The sequence below is a fragment of the Microbacterium oxydans genome (genome assembly GCF_900095745.1).
In the GTDB taxonomy this organism is placed as follows: Bacteria; Actinomycetota; Actinomycetes; order Actinomycetales; family Microbacteriaceae; genus Microbacterium; species Microbacterium oxydans_B.
Window position 1 is genome coordinate 327,923 of the sequence record NZ_FMIR01000019.1, and the last position, 18,174, is coordinate 346,096.

The following is an 18,174-nucleotide window of genomic DNA, read 5'->3' on the forward strand; positions in this document are numbered from 1 at the left end:
GTGTTCCGAGGGATCAGATCGCGCGGACGATTCCGAGCGGCGTGGACTCGAGGCCCTGGCCGAGGGGGTTGTCGCCGAGGATCTTCACCAGACGACGCTCACCGTCTTTGTCGAGCGTCGAACCGAGGATGTTGCCCCCGAGATCGTTGATGTCGACCACCGCGACCTCCGCGTGACCGCCGATGAGCTTCTTGAGGCGGGCTGCGACACCGTCAGGATCCTTCGGTCCGAGCACGACCGCCTCGTTGTACGGCGGGATCGTGTGCTTGGTGGGTCCGTCGATCGCGCGGGCCTTGTCTCCCGCGATGCGATAGAAGTCACCGCGGCGACCGAACGCCTTGGTGACCGCCGCCACGGCAGATGCGAACAGGATGCGCGGCGTACCGCACTCCCGCAGCGCCATCTCCATCGTCTCCGGCATGCCGAGCCCGATGCCGTACGGCGTGCGAGTGACGTACTTCGACAGGAACAGCGCGAGCTTGCGCGGCTTGATCTCATCGAGACGGTATGACCGCCCCTGCGTGATCGCCACGATCTTCTCGGTCACGAACAGCAGGTCGCCCGGCTGCACCGCGTCCTTGGCGTACTCGGTGATGATCGCATCGATGTCGTCCTCGGGCATGACCACACGAGTGCGCAGCGGGATGCGCGCATAGCTCTTGCCGTCGACGCTCGCCTCGAGAGCCTTGCCGTCGTTCGCCTGGCTCATTCGAGGTAGTCCCGCAGGGACTGCGAACGGCTCGGGTGACGCAGCTTCGCCATCGTCTTCGACTCGATCTGGCGGATGCGCTCGCGCGTCACGCCGAACGTGTCACCGATCTGGTCGAGGGTCTTGGGCTGACCGTCGCCCAGACCGAAGCGCATGCGGATCACGCCTGCTTCGCGCTCGGAGAGCGAGTCGAGCAGCTGCTCGAGCTGACGCTGCAGCATGGTGAATCCCACGGCGTCTGCCGGAACCACGGCCTCGGTGTCCTCGATCAGGTCACCGAACTCGCTGTCGCCGTCCTCGCCGAGCGGAGTGTGCAGCGAGATGGGCTCGCGGCCGTACTTCTGCACCTCCACGACCTTCTCCGGTGTCATGTCCAGCTCGCGGCTGAGCTCTTCCGGAGTGGGTTCGCGACCGAGGTCCTGCAGCATCTGACGCTGCACGCGGGCGAGCTTGTTGATGACCTCGACCATGTGCACCGGGATGCGGATCGTGCGGGCCTGGTCGGCCATCGCACGCGTGATCGCCTGACGGATCCACCAGGTGGCGTAGGTCGAGAACTTGAAGCCCTTGGTGTAGTCGAACTTCTCGACGGCACGGATCAGACCGAGGTTGCCCTCCTGGATCAGATCCAGGAACTGCATGCCGCGGCCCGTGTAGCGCTTCGCGAGGGAGACGACGAGACGGAGGTTGGCGCCGAGCAGGTGGCTCTTCGCACGCTGGCCGTCGCGGGCAACCCACTGCAGGTCGAGTCCGAGCTGGCTCGTCTTCTCGGCCGCCGACATCGCCGACAGCTTCTCTTCGGCGAACAGACCCGCCTCGATGCGCATCGCGAGCTCGACCTCTTCGGCCGCGTTCAGGAGCGCGACCTTTCCGATCTGCTTCAGGTAGTCCTTGACGGGGTCAGCCGTAGCACCGGTGATCTGCGTCGAGTAGACGGGAACGTCTTCATCATCGTTCGACGAGATGACGATCGCGCCGGTCGGCAGCGGCTCGGTGAACTTCGGCTTGGCGTCTTCGTCCTCGTCGTCGTCGACAGCGGCCACGGCAGGAGCCTCGTCTTCTTCGACGACGTCCTCGGCCTTCTTCTTCTTGACGGGGGCGCGCTTCGCGGCAGCACGCTTCGCCGCGCTCAGCGGCGCGGGCTTCTCGGGCGCATCGGCCTCGACCGGAGCGTCGGCGGTCGTCTCTTCGGCAGCCTTCTTCGTCCGGGTGTTCTTCGTCGTGGCAGGAGTCACGTTTCGCCTTTCACGGAGCTGCTGTGTAGCCCCGGGACATTTCGGACACTAGTAAGACCCTTGTCAAGTCCAGCGCTCGAAAACACTGATTGACAACGGGTCAGAGTCCTAGTATCGCACACGTGTGGCGATGCGGACGCATTCCGACGAAGTTCTCCCGTATCGATCTCAACCGCGACCGGGCTTGTCCTCGTCGCCGGACGGACGAGAGGCGAGGTAGCGCTCCAGCTCGGCCGCCAGCTCATCGGCGCTGGGCAGGTCGCGCTCGCTGAATCCGCCCTCGTCATAGGAATCGTCGTCGGGGTTGCGCCCCGCCATGTAGGCGTCGTAGCGACGCTCGAGGTTGTGCACCATCTGCTGCAGCTCGTCGTTCCCCGCGACCTGCTCCCCGACGCGCGTCAGGTAGTCCTCACGCCGCTCCTGCACCGCGTCGAGCATCAGTACCAGGCCCGTCGAGGCCATGAGCTTCTCGGCGGCGGCGATCACGGCATCGGGATTCTCCGTCTCCGCGAGATAGTGCGGTACCAGCAGCACGAACCCGACCGCGCGCTCATCGCGCTCGATGAAACGGAACTCGAGCAGGTGCCCGGCAGTGGCCGGCACCTGGGTCCGCGGCCTCCACACCGAATGCGCAACCGTGAGGTCGCGACGGTTGCCGCTCACCGTCGTGCCGATCGGACGGGTGTGCGGCACCGGCATGGCGATCGAGTGGACCCAGTGGAGCCCGGAAACATCGAACTCCGCGGCCAGATCCAGCACCGTGCTCGCGAATGCGTTCCAAGCGAAGTCCGGCTCATAGCCGGCGAGGAGGAGGAAGGGCCGATCCAAGGCATCCGTCGCGAGGGAGAGCTCGAGCCGGGGCGGACGGAACTCGGTGAGGTGATCCTGGTCGAAGGAGATCACCGGCCGTCGAGCGCGATAGTCCAGCAGTGCATCGTTGTCGAAGACGACGATCGGCTCGGGCGACGCGGTCTCGCGCAGGTGGTCGATGAGCCCGGAGACAGCGCTGCCCGCATCGGTGAAACCGGTGAGGAGAACCACCAGGGGCAGGCCGTGCGGCACTGTCGGCGCATTCGCGACACGTTCGTGGATCTCACCGGAGAAGGGCATGCCTCCATGCTACGAGCAGGTCCGGATACCGGGGCGCGACGCATCATGCTGAGAGCGAACACTCCCATGGGCGGCGGACGACCATGCTGCGGCGAAGATCCTAGGATGGAAGACATGACGCTTCCCGTGCTCTCGCACACCACCGCTCAGTTCCCCGGAAGCGCTGCAGATGCCGCAGTGCTCGTCGTCGCCGCTCTTCCCGAGTCTGCGGAATCGCTGTCCTCCTACCCGGGCCTGGCCGACGCGCTAGCAGGTATCGGATTCACCGGCTCCACCGGATCATTCGCCCGCGTGCACCTCCCCGAGGTCGCCGCTGTGCCGTTCGCGGTCGTGGGAGCAGGCGACAAGCCCGACGCCGCCGCCGTCCGCAATGCAGCCGGTGCCGCGCTGCGCTCCCTCACCGGATTCGACCACGTCGCGCTCGGTCTCGCCGACGGTCTCGAGGGGTTCGCCGCTGCGGCGGCCGAGGGTTCCGTCCTCGGCGGTCACCGCTTCGACGGATACCGTTCCGAGAAGGGCAAGACCCGTGCCACCGCGGTCACCCTCCACGCGGCGCTCACCGATGCGGAGGCCGCACACGCCCAGGCCATCGGCGATGCTGTGGCGCTGATCAAAGACCTCGTCAATGTGCCCGCAGAGTGGCAGAGCCCCGCGCAGCTCGCGCAGAGTGCCGCCGACAGCGTCGCCGACCTCGCCGTCACGGTCGAGATCCTCGACGAGAAGGAGTTGGCGGAGAAGGGCTTCGGAGGCATCCTGGGTGTCGGACAGGGCTCCGACCGGCCGCCGCGGCTGGTTCGTCTCGACTACTCGCCCGTCGGAGCGAAGCGCCACATCGCCCTCGTCGGCAAGGGCATCACCTTCGACACGGGCGGCCTGTCGCTGAAGCCCGCGGCATCGATGGTCGGGATGAAATTCGACATGGCGGGAGCGGCCACCTCTCTCGCGGCGCTCCGCGCGATCGCCGCGCTGCAGCTCCCGGTTCATGTGACGGCCTGGCTCTGCATCACCGACAACATGCCCTCCGGGCGCGCCCTCCGTCCGGGCGACGTCATCCGCATCCTCGACGGCACGACCGTCGAGGTCCAGAACACCGATGCCGAAGGCCGGCTCGTGCTCGCCGACGGCCTGGTCGCCGCGAGTCGCGAGCAGCCGGATGTGATCATCGACGTCGCCACTCTCACCGGTGCGATCGTCGCCGCCCTCGGGCACCGCCACACGGGCGTCTTCGGCGATGATGACACCGTCGCCGAGTTCCTCGCCGCGGCCGAGCAGGTCGACGAGCCCGCCTGGCACATGCCGCTGCCGACCTACATGGAGGAGTCGCTCGATTCCCCCATCGCCGACCTGCAGAACGCGAACATGGGTGACCGGATGGGAGGCGCCTCGTTCGCCGGCCTGTTCCTGCGCCGCTTCGTCGGCCGCACTTCCGAGGCCGAGGACGCACCGCGCATCCCCTGGGTCCACCTCGACATCGCCGGCTCCGGCGAGCACGGCGGATCGCCGTACGGCTTCACGGAGAAGGGCCCCACGGGGGCGATGGTCCGATCGATCGTCGCCTTCGCCGCAGCATCCCACAAGGAGGCATGACACATGACAACCCACACCTTCGACGTCGTCGTCCTGGGCGGCGGCAGCGGCGGCTACGCCGCGGCTCTGCGTGCGAGGGAACTCGGCAAGTCCGTCGCACTCGTCGAGAAGGACAAGGTCGGCGGCACGTGCCTGCACCGCGGCTGCATCCCGACCAAGGCACTGCTGCACGCCGCAGAGGTCGCCGAGCACGTTCGCGATGCCGCCTCCGTCGGAGTCACGGCGACACTGGAGGGCATCGACCCCGCAGGTGTCCGCGCCTACCGCGAGGGCATCGTCGCGAAGAAGTTCAAGGGTCTCGAGGGACTCGTCAAGGCTCGCGGCATCACCACCGTCGCCGGTCTCGGCCGGCTGAACGCCGATCGCAGCGTCAGTGTCGGCGACGATGTGTACGTCGGCGCCGACGTGGTGCTCGCGACGGGTTCCTATAGCCGTTCACTTCCCGGCCTCGACATCGGCGGGCGGATTCTCACCAGCGAACAGGCGCTCGCACTCGACGTCATCCCGGAGCGCGTCCTCATCCTCGGCGGCGGTGTCATCGGCGTCGAGTTCGCCAGTGTGTGGCGCTCTTTCGGCTCCGAGGTCACGATCATCGAAGCTTTGCCGCACCTGGTCCCGAACGAGGACATCGCCCTCAGCAAGGGCCTGGAGCGCGCATTCCGTCGCCGCGGCATCCAGTACTCGCTCGGTGTCCGCTTCCAGACGGCGACGCAGGATGACTCCTCCGTCACGGTCACGCTCGAAGACGGCAAGGAGTTCACGGCCGACTACCTGCTCGTCGCCGTCGGGCGCGGCCCCGTCACCGCCGACCTCGGATTCGAGGAGGCAGGCGTCACCCTCGACCGTGGTTTCGTGACGGTCGACGAGAACCTGCGCACCGGCGTCCCCGGGGTGTGGGCTGTGGGCGATATCGTTCCCGGCCTGCAGCTCGCGCACCGCGGGTTCCAGCAGGGCATCGCTGTCGCCGAGCGGATCGCCGGTCTGTCCCCCGCGAACATCCCCGACGTACAGATCCCCAAGGTCACCTATTCGAGCCCTGAGGTCGCCTCGGTCGGTGTCACCGAGGAGGCTGCGATCGCCGAGCACGGCGCCGACGCGGTCGCGGCGTACGAATACAACCTCGCCGGCAACGGCAAGAGTGAGATCATCGGGACGAGCGGGCTCGTCAAGGTCGTCCAGCTCAAGGACGGCCCTGTTCTCGGCGTGCATCTGCTCGGCGATCGCGTCGGCGAGCTCATCACCGAGGGGCAGCTCGCTGTCGCCTGGGAGGCCCACCCCGAGGACATCGCCCCCCTGATCCACGCCCACCCGACCCAGAGCGAGGCACTCGGCGAAGCCTTCCTTGCACTGGCCGGCAAGCCCCTGCACGCCCTCTGAGCACCAACCGGTGCCCGAGTCACTAAGCTAGACAAGCGTCATACAACTTCTTGAAGGAGACTCAGTCATGAGCACATCCGTCGTCCTCCCCGCTCTCGGCGAGAGCGTCACAGAGGGTACGGTCACCCGCTGGCTCAAGCAGGTGGGAGACACCGTGCAGGCGGATGAGGGCCTGCTCGAGATCTCGACCGACAAGGTCGATACCGAGATCCCCTCCCCTGTTTCCGGCGTGATCGAGGAGATCCTCGTGGCCGAAGACGAGACCGTCGAGGTCGGTGCGCTTCTCGCGCGAATCGGTGATGGCAGCGAATCGGCCCCTGCGGGAGACGCTCCTGCTGCCGCCGAGGCTGCACCCGCTGAGGCCGCGCCCGCCGAGGCCGAGGCCGCGCCCGCGGAATCCGCACCTGCTGCGGCCACACCTGCCGCGGAGGCCCCCGCACCCGCCGCGGAGGCGCCGGCTGCAGAATCCGCTCCCGCCGGAGACGCGACCGACATCGTGCTGCCCGAGCTCGGCGAGAGCGTCACCGAAGGCACCGTGACCCGCTGGCTCAAGCAGGTCGGCGACACCATCGCCGTCGACGAGGCACTCCTGGAGATCTCGACCGACAAGGTCGACACCGAGATCCCGTCGCCGGTCGCCGGTGTATTGCAGGAGATCGTCGCCGGCGAAGATGAGACCGTGGCTGTCGGCGCTGTCCTCGCTCGTGTCGGTTCCGGCGCTGCGCCGGCCGCTGAGGCACCCGCTGCCGAGGCACCGGCTGCCGAGGCACCGGTACCCGCCGCCGCACCGGCCGCCGCTCCGGCACCCGCCGCCGCTCCGGCACCCGCCGCCGCTCCGGCACCTGCCGCTGCTCCGGCTGCGCAGAAGCTCGCGCTGCCCACCGAGAACGACAACCTGTACGTGACGCCCCTGGTGCGTCGCCTTGCCGCACAGCAGGGCGTGGACCTCGCATCCGTCACCGGAACCGGTGTGGGTGGCCGCATCCGAAAGGAAGACGTCCTCAAGGCCGCGGAGACCGCCGCGGCACCCGCTGCAGCAGCCGCATCGGCGCCGGCACCGGCACCGCTCGAGGTGTCTCCGCTGCGCGGCACCACGCAGCCGATGTCGCGCCTGCGCAAGGTTCTGGCCAAGCGCGCGGTCGAGTCCATGCAGCAGACCGCTCAGCTGACCACGGTGGTCGAGGTCGATGTCACAGCGCTGGCAGACTACCGCGACAGTGTGAAGGCCTCCTTCCTCGAGAAGACCGGCGACAAGCTGTCGTTCCTGCCGTTCTTCGCGCTCGCGACCGCCGAGGCACTGCAGGCGTTCCCGATCGTGAACGCGACGGTCGACGGCGAGAACATCGTGTACCCGGCCAGCGAGAACGTGTCGATCGCGGTCGACACCGAGCGCGGTCTGCTCACGCCGGTGCTCCGCGACGCGGCCTCGAAGAACATCGCACAGATCGCGCACGAGATCGCCGATCTGGCCGCCCGCACGCGCGACAACAAGCTGAAGCCTGACGAGCTTGCCGGAGGCACGTTCACGTTGACCAACACCGGTTCGCGAGGCGCGCTGTTCGACACTCCTGTCGTCTTCCTTCCGCAGTCCGCGATCCTTGGCACCGGCACGGTCGTCAAGCGTCCCGGTCTCGTGAAGGTCGGCGGTGCGGATGCGATCGCGATCCGTTCGTACGTGTACCTCGCGCTCTCGTACGACCACCGGATCATCGACGGTGCGGATGCCGCACGGTTCCTGGGTGCGGTGAAGGCCCGCCTCGAGTCGGCGCAGTTCGCCGCTCAGCTCGGCGCCTGACCCGAGAGAGCATCTCATGGCTGGTCCGCGACGTCATAGACGTCGCGGACCAGCCATTTCTCTTGAACGCGGATGAGCACGACCATCACGTGCGCCGGTTCTCGCGGATCGCCTCCTCCCGTCTCCTCCTTCGCATGATCGACCTCGAGCCGCACCACGGCGACGTCCCCGTACTCGTCGACCAGCTCGACGGCGGTCCCCTCCGCCGCCCTGAGCTCATTCACCACACCGTCAGACCCTGAAGCCACGGCCTCGGGACACACGGAGTCGGACCGCGTGCGGCATGCCGTGATCGTGGTGAGCAAAGCAGCCGCTGCAGCCACGGGATCGTCTCCCCCCGACGAGCTGCTCCTGTTCGGATCTTCGGCCGCCCTGGTCTCATCCGCGGCCGTCTTCGCCTCGGGTCCCTTGGCTTCCTCGCCCTCGCCCTCTCCGGCATCCTCCGACGCGGGCGACGCCGATGGCTCACCCCCTGAAGCGGTAGAGGTCGGTTCCTCCGCACTCCGCTCTCGAGCATCAGCAGCCTCGCCCGGATCGCCACCCTCCGGCCAGAGCAACCCCGCGGCGAGCACGACGGCGGCCAGGGCTGCCGCCAGGATGAACGGACGTCGCCGCGAGTGCGACCGCGTTCCGGCATCCCCTGCCGCACCCGTGCTATGCCCTCGTCGCCGCCGGACCCCCGCCGTGATCCGCGCGAACGCGATCCTGGAGGACTCCTTCGAGGCGTCGGCGAGCGTCACGACCGTCGTCACTATCCGCCGGCTCGGGCGCCGACGATCCGCCCGCAGTCGCTGACGGTTCCGCGGAAGAATCGACTCAGGAGACGTGACCGCGCGCGCGATCTCCCTCGCCCGCTCCGGAGCATGCGACCCGCGATCGAGAGGTTGAGGAGCTGCGACGTTCAGGAGTTCCTGCTCCCACGCGTCGAGGAGTCGGGGCGGGATACGCGGCTGCGCGGAGGCCTTCTCCAGCCCCTTCTCAATCGCTGTGAGCGCCCGCGTGAGCACCTTGCCGGTACTGTCTTCGCTCAGTCTCCGGACGATCTGCTCCGCTCCCGCTCGCGCATCGGTCCCTGCCCCTCCCCGCACTTCGAAGACGAACACGGGCCGACCACCGTCGGTCACCCACCATGCACCGGTGCGCGGCCCCTCCGCACCATCGCCGATCTCGTCGAGACCGCGCAGCAGGCTGATCACGAGGGTGCAGCACTCCCCCGGCTTCAGCACTGCCCCCGTGGCCGATCGGCGGATCAGGAACCCCAGCACCTGATCCGTGCACCACGGGAGCAGCACATCATGGCCTCCGCCTCGTCGGATGACGTCGATCGGCGCGGCCACATGCTCCGCTCCCGCATACCGCCATCCGATCCACCCCTCGAGCGCCGAGGCGTCCACTCGCACAGCCACTCCGTCCCCCGAAGTGACCAGCGCCCCCTCGAACGGCCCCTCATCGGCGTCGAGAACCCGCACCACCCGATGTGCGGCCGGAACGAGGGCCGTCCCCCGGACGTCACGGGTACCGATGTCTGTCATTCCTCCATCACAGCCGACGGCACACCCGAATCTGCGCGATCGGGACCATGGTGAACAGGTTCCGGCCGATGGCGAGAATGTGCAGGAAGAGTGCCGTCACATCCGACTCCGCTTCGCGCGAACGGCGACATCACGAGGGCTGCGGACTCGGTAGGCTGGTCTCCATGGCAAAGAGTGCTCCTGAACCCGAAAAGCGTCCTGGGTTCTTCTCCCAGATCAAGTCCCTCTTCCGGTTCACCCGCGAGGCATACGCGTGGCTTCCCTGGGCACAGCTCGCGATCCTCGTCGGCGGCGTCCTCATCGGCCTCCTCGCCGGATACCTGATCCCGCCGTTCCAGATCTGGACGCTCATCCTCTGGGGCATCACCGGCCTCATGCTGGGTGTCCTCGGCGCCCTCTTCCTCATGACGCGCCTGTCGACGTCGGCCATGTACACGAAGATCGACGGCATGCCCGGCGCCACCGGCCACGTGCTCAGCACCAGCCTCGGACGCAGCTGGCAGGCCTCGGAGACCCCCGTCGGCATCAACCCGAAGACGCAGGAGGCGGTGTACCGCACCATCGGTCGCGGGGGGATCGTCGTCGTCGGCGAAGGCGCGCGTGGTCGCCTGACCCGCCTCGTCAACGAGGAGCGCAGCAAGGCCCAGCGCGTCGCGCACGGTGTGCCCGTCACGGTGCTCTACGTCGGACACGGCGAGGACGAGGTCGCGATCGCCGACCTGGCGAAGACGATCAAGAAGCTTCCGAAGGCCATCGACAAGACCACCATGGCAGCGGTCATCCGCCGCGTGGACTCGGTCTCGCAGTCGCTGTCCTCGCTGCCGATCCCCAAGGGGATCGACCCGACGAAGGTGCGCTCACAGCGACCTCGTTGAGTTCAGCACTCTGATACGAAGAGCGCGGCCATCCTCCTCCGAGGGCGGCCGCGCTCTCGTTCATTCGGAGAGCGGCTGCCGGGGCAGGCGACGGACCTTCGCACGCCGTCGACGACGCTCGGGAACCATCGACCGCATCTCGTCGAGCTTGCCGAAGCAGAACAGTCGGTCGTCGGCCTCGAGGACAACGTGCTTGCGCGGGTTCGGGATCACGCTCACGCCGCGGTGGAGCGTGAGGACCGTGATGTCTCGTTCCCAGAGGCCCGCCTCGCCCAGCGTCTTGCCGACCAGGTCGACGGCGCCATGCACCATCAGTTCCGCGACGCCGTATCCCGTCGAGACTGTGAGCCGCTGGCGCACATCGATCTCGGGGAACGCGACCTGACCGGCGATGTAGTCGATGATGGCGCCGGCGACGTCGAGCTTCGTCGCCGTCTCGATGCCCTGCAGTCCCGGCGAGGAGTTGACCTCCATGACCAGCGGTCCGTCGTCGCCCTCGAGCATGTCGACGCCAGCGACCCGCAGCCCCATGATCTGCGCGGAACGGACGGCGGCACGCTCGTACACGGGGTCGAGCTCGACGGCCTCGACCGATCCGCCGCGATGCACGTTCGAGCGGAATTCGTCTCCGGCGGCCGAACGCCGCATCGCGGCCACGACCCGGTCGCCGACGACGAGCGCCCGGATGTCGCGCCCACGACTCTCCGAGATGAACTTCTGGATCAGCACGTTCTGCTTGGTGGAGTGCAGCGTCTCGATGATCGCCTCGGCCACCTTGACCTGGGGAGCGAGGATGACGCCGATGCCCTGGGTCCCCTCCAGGAGCTTGATCACGACCGGTGCCCCACCGACGCGCTCGATCGCCGGGCGCACGTCGGCGCGGTTGCGCACGAACGCCGTCGGCGGCATCGCGATGTTGTGCCGTGACAGGATCTGGTTCGCGCGAAGCTTGTCGCGTGCACTGGAGATCCCGTTCGCGGTGTTCGGCGTGTAGACGTCCATCTGCTCGAACTGCCGGACCACGGCCGTGCCGAAGTAGGTGATCGAGTTGCCGATGCGGGGCAGGATCGCGTCGTAGTCGCTGAGCTGACGACCTCGATAGTGGAGGTCGGGTTCATCGGCGGTGAGATCGATCGCGAAGCGCAGCGTGTTGAGCACCTTGACGTTGTGTCCGCGCTGAAGCGCAGCTGCGCGTAGTCGCTGGGTGGAGTACGCCTGCGGCGCACGGGAGAGCACTGCGATCTTCACGGGGGATTTTTCCTGCCAGGATGTATCAGGTGAGTAGGACTACCCCCCATTCAAACACCCTTACGGGGTGGCGAGAATGGGTGAGCCTGCCCGATCTCGGAGTCGACTGGTTGAAAGCCAAGATCGACACGGGTGCGCGCACCTCCTCACTGCACGCGTTCGACATCGTCGAGTTCGAACAGGACGACCAGCCCTGGGTCCGTTTCAAGGTCAAACCCTGGCAAGACAGTCAAGAGGACGCCGTGGTCGTCGAATGCCCGGTCCACGACCGGCGCGCCGTGCGCAGCTCGTCGGGGCACGCGCAGCAGCGCCTCGTGGTGGAGCTGCTGATCCGCCTCGTCGACCGCGAAGTGCTCGCCGAGGTGACGCTGAGCAATCGCGACGAGATGGGCTTCCGGATGCTCATCGGAAGAGAAGCACTGCGGCAGGGATTCTCGGTCGACCCGGCTCGATCGTTCCTCGGAGGGCGAGCGCCCCGCGAGGCACGTCGCCGCAACCGCGGCAAGATCTGAACGCGGCGCTCAGGCGCGGATGAGCACGGTGCCGACGGCCTTGTCGTGGAGGCCGCGCTGATCGGCGTCCCAGATCACCGCCGGTACGACGACGACGAGCAGCAGGGTGCGGACGATCGGCCGCCACAGGCCGACCCAGGCGCCGTCGCGGCGCACGAGCCGCATTCCGAGGATCCGGTGGCCCGGGCTGCCTCCCGCGGTCGGGATGAAGAGGATCTGCAGCACGGCGAACACGAGCATCGGCGCGAACTGCGTGAGCCCGGCTTCGGTGGGAAGCGCGAACTGGTCGTAGCCGAGGAATGCGGTGGCGATGATGGTCGCGGCGAGGTAATCGATGAGCAGGGCCCCGATGCGGCGGCCCGGCCTGGCGATGCTGCCGGGACCCGACTCCGGGAGTCCGAGTCGCTCACCGGGGTACGTGTTCACAGCATCCGTCACTCCCCCAGCCTACCGAGCGCCAAATGCCGCTTTCGTCGCCGGGCTCCTGTAACACGCCCGAAACAAAGCGGATACCGTAGAGAAATCCCCCGTCCGTACTCTGCAGAGTGGCCGTGAAGCCATCGATCCGCATTACAGGAGTCGTACATGTTCAAAGATTCGTCCGAGGTACTGACCTACATCAAGGAGAACGACGTCAAGTTCCTTGACATCCGTTTCACCGATCTCCCTGGTGTGCAGCAGCACTTCAACATTCCTGCATCGACGGTCGACGAGGCTTTCTTCACCGACGGTCAGCTGTTCGACGGCTCCTCGATCCGCGGTTTCGCGAGCATCCACGAGTCGGACATGCAGCTCATCCCCGACGTCACCACCGCGTACGTCGACCCCTTCCGCGAGGCGAGCACCCTCGTCATGCTGTTCGACATCTACAACCCCCGCACCGGCGAGATCTACTCGAAGGACCCGCGTCAGGTCGCCAAGAAGGCGGAGAAGTACCTCACCTCGACCGGCATCGCCGACACGGCGTTCTTCGCCCCCGAGGCCGAGTTCTACATCTTCGACGACGTCCGCTACAACGTCACTTCGAACTCCAGCTTCTACAGCGTCGACTCCGAAGAGGGCGCCTGGAACACCGGCCGCGAAGAAGAGGGCGGCAACCTCGGTAACAAGACCCCGTACAAGGGCGGCTACTTCCCGGTGAGCCCGGTCGACAAGACCGCTGACCTCCGCGACGACATCACCCTCAAGCTGATCGACGCCGGCTTCATCCTCGAGCGCTCGCACCACGAGGTCGGCACCGGTGGACAGCAGGAGATCAACTACCGCTTCGACACGATGGTCCACGCGGCGGACGACATCCTCAAGTTCAAGTACATCGTCAAGAACACCGCCGAGGAGTGGGGCAAGGTCGCGACCTTCATGCCCAAGCCCCTGTACGGCGACAACGGCTCGGGCATGCACACCCACCAGTCGCTGTGGGCCGACGGCAAGCCGCTCTTCTACGACGAGGCCGGCTACGGCCAGCTCAGCGACATCGCACGCTGGTACATCGGCGGCATCCTGGCACACGCGCCGGCCCTGCTCGCCTTCACCAACCCGACGCTGAACAGCTACCACCGTCTGGTGAAGGGCTTCGAGGCTCCGGTCAACCTGGTCTACTCGGCCGGAAACCGCTCCGCCGCGATCCGCATCCCGATCACGGGCTCCAACCCGAAGGCCAAGCGCATCGAGTTCCGCGCGCCCGACGCCTCCGGCAACCCGTACCTCGCCTTCGCCGCGCAGCTGATGGCGGGCCTCGACGGCATCAAGAACCGCATCGAGCCGCACGAGCCGGTCGACAAGGACCTCTACGAGCTTCCGCCCGAGGAGGCCAAGGACATCCCCCAGGTGCCGAACTCGCTGCTCGACTCGCTCGACGCCCTGGCGGCCGACCACCAGTTCCTCCTCGAGGGCGGCGTGTTCACCAAGGAGCTCATCGAGACCTGGATCTCGTACAAGTACGAGAACGAGATCCTGCCGATGGCCCAGCGCCCGCACCCGTTCGAGTACGAGCTGTACTTCGGCGTCTGACGACCGCAGGAATTTCGAAGAGCCCGCCTCAGCTTCTGCTGGGGCGGGCTCTTCCGCGTACGGGTCACTTCACGCGACGCGGTACCGGGAGTGGATCACGACGTCGCCGAGGAACGGAAGCCCACCTAGCGCGATGAGCGCCTTGTGCTGCTGACCGCTTGCTCCGAGACCGCCCGGTCCCCAGAGAAGTGTGAAGAGCTGCTTGCCGGTGCGGGCTTCGACAGAGACCGGGATGTCGGGGTAAGCCACGAGCAGCTGGTTGTTCTCCAGCGTCTTGACCCCCGGGTACCTCGTGCCGTTCACAGATAGGGGCACGGCCGTCACCACCGGGAGCGTCCAGAGCGGCAGGCGCGACGAGACCTGCGCGTCGTACGGCGCCTCGGTGGTGTTGCCGATGAAGATCGACGTTGTGCCTCCCGGTGACCCATCGCCGCCGGGCGTTACCGCAGCCCAGAGGTGCTGATACGGAGACGTGATCTCCATGCTCCCGGTGTCGGTGATCGTTCCTCGTTCGGGGTCGGTCGCGACGGTGAGGGGCTGTGTTTCCGGGGTCAGCGGGAAGGGGCCGGGCCAGGTGAGGGCCAGTGTGACGGTCTCGCCGACCGGAACCGAGATCGAAGGGACGGTCCACATGTCTTCGTCGGCGCTGCGACTGTGCACAGCACCGCCGAGCAGGAATGGGGCTGCAACGTTCATGCCCGGCATCCGGAAAGTGAGTGGCCCGGTGAAGCCGGCCGGGCCGGAGTTCGAGATGCGCACGGAGCGGGTGCCGTAGGGAGCGTCCGCATCAGAGAACGGACTGACCTCGACGGTGAGTACCGGCTGCTGCGTCGAAGCGGCAGCGAGCGGCGTCGCGACCGCTATGGCTACGACCGGCGCACTCCACGCCGCAGCTCGGATTACGGTTCGCCGGTCGACCCCCGCCCGGCGATTGGTGAGCGGGGCATTCGAGTTCGTCAACTCTGTTCCTTTCGGTTGCGCGCTGCAGGCTCGCTGCGCGTCGTGATCTTCGTGTTTTCATCTGGTTCCTTCGTGGCGACACCCGCACCCGCCAGGAACGAGCGCACCACCGCCGTCCGGCTCACCAACCAGAGCAACGGGAGCGCGACGGCTGCGGCGATCGTGACGCCCCAAGCCGAGGTCGAGGTGGCCGCGATCACAGAGCCGAGTGTGCTCACGCCCCAGACTCCTGCGAGCACCCAGCGCCATTCCGGCGCGAGAGGCAGGCAAACGGCTCGCACCACGCCCAGCGCTGTTGCGGAAACCAACGCGAGAAGCAGACTGACTGCACCGATCGCGACGAGGGTCTGGGCGGCATTCGGCTCCACGACCTCGGACGGGAATGCCGGCAGGATCGAGAACACCGTGACTGTCTCCTGTGTGGGGACGCGCATGAGACGACCTTTCGTTTCGGACCGCCAGCTCATCGGGAGAGGAAGAATGCGTACACGCACAGCAGTGAACTGATCACAAGGAACAGAATCAGGGCGGTTCGCTTCACCCGAGCGACCCAGCGTCTCTCCGACCGATGAGCGCGATACACGCGGCGGAGACGTCGCTTCTGGCGGCGGCGACGACGACGATCCCGGCGCGACCCGACCAGCGCCGGACGCTGGGGCGGCACGTAGGTGCTCCGCTTCAGACCGGTGCCGTCCTTCGCGAGGCGTGCGCCGTTCTTGGTGAAGCGGAAGGCATCGTCGAAGCCGTCTGCACCGTTCACGGATCTCCCCTCCGTCGCTGTCGTACCTTCCGGCACGCGGACCCCCGCGACCGCGAGGACCTCCAGGAACGAGTCCGGCTGGGGGCCGAACATCGTTCCCGAAGGTCCTCGCTGCTCTAGCCGGTCATTCGGGACCGGCGAGCATCACCACGCACAGGCTGGGGCGACCACGTACGGGGTGAAGGTGTCGTTCCCCGAGGCCAGGGACGGAAGGCCCACGGAGGTGACGTTGGAAGCGATAAGTGTGTTCCCGACGTAGACGTCGCCGTTAGGCGCGAGGAACGTTGTGTCCGAGATCGGAGTTGACCCGAGAGGGATCGACGGGAACGTGTAGCTCTGACCGTTGGTCCGACTGTAGATACTCGCAATTCCAGTCGATGATATGTACGGCGTCCAGGAGTTGTTGCTGGTGTCGAGCGAAGGGACGCCGACAGAGGTGACGCCGGAAGCAGCGAGCGAGTTTCCGACGTAGAGGTCACCGTTCGGGGCAAGGAACGTCGCATCCCCGATTGCCGTCGAACCGACAGGTACCGCCGGGAACGTGAATGTCTGGCCGTCATCGCGGCTGTAGACGCCAGCCACACCAGCGGACGACACGTAAGGAGTCCAGGAGTTGTTGCCGGAATCGAGAGAAGGGACGCCTGCCGAAGTAACTCCGGTTGAAACGAGCACGTTCCCCACGTAGAGATCACCGTTGGGTGCCAAGAATGCGGTGTCACCCAACGGCTTCGAGTCTGCAGGGACGGAGAGGAAGGTGTAGGTCTGGCCAGCATCGCGACTGTAGATGCTGGCCACACCCGACGAAGACATGTAGGGAGTCCACGAGTTGTTGCTGTTGTCGAGCGAAGGGGCACCGACGGAACTGACACCGGAGGCGATGAGCACATTTCCGACGTACAAGTCGCCGTCGGAAGCCAAGAACGTCGTGTCGCCGATCGCCGTTGACCCGGCAGGAACCGTCGGGAACGTGTAGGTCTGGCCAGTGCTGCGATCGTAAATGTGCGCCTCGCCCACCTTGGGTGCAGTGCCAGGTGCTGATGCTGTGAGGGCTGCAGACGACGCCAAGAACGTCGTGGCACCTCCTGTCGCCGGCACCCGAACAGCGGGCAACGTGACCTTGCCGCTCGCGTTGGTCGTTCCGGTGTAGGTCGTGGAGCCGTCGGCGAACGTGTAGCCATCGGAGAGGGTGACCGTGACCGGCTTGCCGGCATCCGGTGCGCCGGACGAGTTCGTGAGGGTGGCCTGGACGTTCGTGATCTCCGTGCAGGCGGTGCCGGCATAGGCGCGAAGGGTGAAGCTCAGGGCGCCGTCTCCCGAGGCTGCAGCGAGTGGTGTGGCAACGGCGGCCGCGATCACGGGGATGCTCCACGCGGCACCCTGGACAACGACGCGACGGGAGAGTCCCGCTTTCGTCGTCGCCTGAGTGACGTCGCTCGTGGACTCGGAGGGTGATTCGTTCACAGCGCTGGTTGCCTTTCGTCACGGATTCGGGTGCTGCTCCATCCCGGCTTTCCAACGACGGGTGGTGAAGCAGTGTCAGTTTCTCGACAAGACGTTCCCGGTTGAAGAGCGGGGGCGGCATCTGCAACAAAGAGGTTCGTCGTGACAGAAAATGTTCCGTCGAGGCTTGCCTTCGGGCACGCCGAGCCGCGAGACGGCGACGAGCGTGGGAGCGGTCAGTTCCCGCGGGGCGCGCGATGTCCCGCCCTCGTGAGCGCACGTCGCATCGTGACAACGGAGGTGAATCCGGACTCGGCGGCGATGTCCGCCATCGAGGGAACGTGCTTCCCGTCGTCGGATGCGAGCCGGCGCAGACCCTCCGCGACGCGATGACGCTCGATCTCTCTCCGCGGGCTCATGCCCATCGGCTGATAGGCGCGATGCAGCGAACTGGCACTCACGGCGAGGTCTCGGCACAGCACCTCGACGGTCAGGGCGGGGTCGCGAAACCGGTCGGAGATGAGCGTCTGCGCGGCGAGGAACAGGCCATCTCGGTGAACAGGATCAGTGCGGGACCGGGACGAATGCTCATAGGCCGCAGCGGCGGCCAGATGCTCCATCGCGATCCGAGAGTGGATGGAGGGCTTCACCCCGGCCCGGTTCGCATCGAGCGATGTGTTGGCCACAGAGGTCATGGCGAGGAGGGACTCTCGCGTGATCGACCGCGGCTCTCCCATCAGGCGGCGATACTCCCGCCCCCGCAGGATGCTGTCGCGGAAGAACCAGCCGTAGCGGGCCCACGGTTTCGGCGAGTGGGCGTGGAGTGCGGAGTCGCCGTCGAGCAGGATGATCTGCCCCGCCTCGATCTGCACTTTGCTGCCGTCCACCGTCACCTCGGCGGTTCCCTCCACGATCGCCGCCACATGGACGATCCCCTCGCGGCTCAGGAGCGCAGTACTCATCCCCCCGCTCCACAGCCGCGCGAACCCGAAGTCATCGGTGGCCGTTTCGTCGTACTCGTAGA

The 18,174-nt window shown here is 66.9% G+C and carries 17 protein-coding genes; 6 read left to right on the forward strand and 11 right to left on the reverse strand.

Annotation, left to right across the window (positions count from 1 at the left end; translation table 11 throughout):
* Window positions 1–13: 13 nt before the first annotated feature.
* The 3 genes from BQ2383_RS17110 to BQ2383_RS17120 all read right to left on the reverse strand — a co-directional run bounded on the left by BQ2383_RS17110 (window position 14) and on the right by BQ2383_RS17120 (window position 3,054).
* A complete protein-coding gene (locus BQ2383_RS17110; protein WP_091036685.1) occupies window positions 14–709 on the reverse strand; it encodes a coenzyme F420-0:L-glutamate ligase in 696 nt (231 codons plus the stop codon).
* Complete coding sequence (locus BQ2383_RS17115) at window positions 706–1,944, reverse strand: RNA polymerase sigma factor (protein ID WP_091036688.1); 1,239 nt, start codon at window positions 1,942–1,944, stop codon at window positions 706–708. The genes BQ2383_RS17110 and BQ2383_RS17115 overlap by 4 nt, the downstream gene beginning before the upstream one ends.
* A 168-nt stretch (window positions 1,945–2,112) precedes the next feature.
* The gene (locus BQ2383_RS17120) at window positions 2,113–3,054 is read right to left on the reverse strand and encodes a proteasome assembly chaperone family protein (protein ID WP_091036691.1); all 942 of its coding nucleotides are present in this window, start codon (window positions 3,052–3,054) and stop codon (window positions 2,113–2,115) included.
* 114 nt (window positions 3,055–3,168) lie between these two features.
* Between BQ2383_RS17120 and BQ2383_RS17125 the strand changes: the two genes are divergently transcribed.
* The 3 genes from BQ2383_RS17125 (at window position 3,169) to sucB (ending at window position 7,813) form a co-directional block, all read left to right on the forward strand.
* Complete coding sequence (locus BQ2383_RS17125) at window positions 3,169–4,641, forward strand: leucyl aminopeptidase (protein ID WP_091036693.1); 1,473 nt, start codon at window positions 3,169–3,171, stop codon at window positions 4,639–4,641.
* A gap of 3 nt (window positions 4,642–4,644) precedes the next feature.
* A complete protein-coding gene (lpdA, locus tag BQ2383_RS17130) occupies window positions 4,645–6,018 on the forward strand; it encodes a dihydrolipoyl dehydrogenase (protein WP_091036696.1) in 1,374 nt (457 codons plus the stop codon).
* 67 nt (window positions 6,019–6,085) lie between these two features.
* Entirely contained in the window at window positions 6,086–7,813 is a 1,728-nt protein-coding gene (gene sucB, locus BQ2383_RS17135) for a 2-oxoglutarate dehydrogenase, E2 component, dihydrolipoamide succinyltransferase (protein ID WP_091036698.1), read from the forward strand.
* 14 nt (window positions 7,814–7,827) lie between these two features.
* Here sucB and BQ2383_RS17140 read toward each other — a convergent pair whose 3' ends face one another.
* A complete protein-coding gene (locus BQ2383_RS17140) occupies window positions 7,828–9,345 on the reverse strand; it encodes a hypothetical protein (RefSeq protein WP_091036700.1) in 1,518 nt (505 codons plus the stop codon).
* Between the two features lie 164 nt (window positions 9,346–9,509).
* On the opposite strand from BQ2383_RS17140, the gene BQ2383_RS17145 reads away from it, so the two are divergent.
* Entirely contained in the window at window positions 9,510–10,220 is a 711-nt protein-coding gene (locus tag BQ2383_RS17145) for a DUF4191 domain-containing protein (RefSeq protein WP_091036703.1), read from the forward strand.
* A gap of 60 nt (window positions 10,221–10,280) precedes the next feature.
* Here the strand turns inward: BQ2383_RS17145 and BQ2383_RS17150 are convergent, their stop codons facing one another.
* Window positions 10,281–11,468, reverse strand: a complete 1,188-nt coding sequence (locus tag BQ2383_RS17150) for a RimK family alpha-L-glutamate ligase (protein WP_029262827.1) — start codon at window positions 11,466–11,468, stop codon at window positions 10,281–10,283.
* 20 nt (window positions 11,469–11,488) lie between these two features.
* On the opposite strand from BQ2383_RS17150, the gene BQ2383_RS17155 reads away from it, so the two are divergent.
* Complete coding sequence (locus BQ2383_RS17155) at window positions 11,489–11,980, forward strand: ATP-dependent zinc protease family protein (protein WP_205820314.1); 492 nt, start codon at window positions 11,489–11,491, stop codon at window positions 11,978–11,980.
* A gap of 9 nt (window positions 11,981–11,989) precedes the next feature.
* Here the strand turns inward: BQ2383_RS17155 and BQ2383_RS17160 are convergent, their stop codons facing one another.
* Window positions 11,990–12,418 carry an RDD family protein gene (locus tag BQ2383_RS17160; RefSeq protein WP_029262829.1) on the reverse strand — a complete coding sequence of 143 codons (429 nt, stop codon included), beginning with the start codon at window positions 12,416–12,418 and terminating at the stop codon, window positions 11,990–11,992.
* Window positions 12,419–12,565: 147 nt separating this feature from the next.
* On the opposite strand from BQ2383_RS17160, the gene glnA reads away from it, so the two are divergent.
* Entirely contained in the window at window positions 12,566–13,990 is a 1,425-nt protein-coding gene (gene glnA, locus BQ2383_RS17165) for a type I glutamate--ammonia ligase (protein WP_091036709.1), read from the forward strand.
* A 69-nt stretch (window positions 13,991–14,059) separates the two neighbouring features.
* Here the strand turns inward: glnA and BQ2383_RS17170 are convergent, their stop codons facing one another.
* The 5 genes from BQ2383_RS17170 to BQ2383_RS17190 all read right to left on the reverse strand — a co-directional run bounded on the left by BQ2383_RS17170 (window position 14,060) and on the right by BQ2383_RS17190 (window position 18,112).
* Window positions 14,060–14,950, reverse strand: coding sequence for a hypothetical protein (locus tag BQ2383_RS17170; protein ID WP_091036712.1), 891 nt, complete (start codon window positions 14,948–14,950; stop codon window positions 14,060–14,062).
* Window positions 14,947–15,384, reverse strand: coding sequence for a hypothetical protein (locus BQ2383_RS17175; protein WP_091036715.1), 438 nt, complete (start codon window positions 15,382–15,384; stop codon window positions 14,947–14,949). Before BQ2383_RS17175 ends, BQ2383_RS17170 begins: the two co-directional genes overlap by 4 nt.
* A gap of 29 nt (window positions 15,385–15,413) precedes the next feature.
* Window positions 15,414–15,710, reverse strand: coding sequence for a hypothetical protein (locus BQ2383_RS17180; protein WP_140403378.1), 297 nt, complete (start codon window positions 15,708–15,710; stop codon window positions 15,414–15,416).
* Window positions 15,711–15,854: 144 nt separating this feature from the next.
* Entirely contained in the window at window positions 15,855–17,066 is a 1,212-nt protein-coding gene (locus tag BQ2383_RS17185) for a hypothetical protein (RefSeq protein WP_140403379.1), read from the reverse strand.
* Window positions 17,067–17,386: 320 nt separating this feature from the next.
* Window positions 17,387–18,112, reverse strand: coding sequence for a helix-turn-helix domain-containing protein (locus BQ2383_RS17190; RefSeq protein ID WP_167381655.1), 726 nt, complete (start codon window positions 18,110–18,112; stop codon window positions 17,387–17,389).
* Window positions 18,113–18,174: the final 62 nt, after the last annotated feature.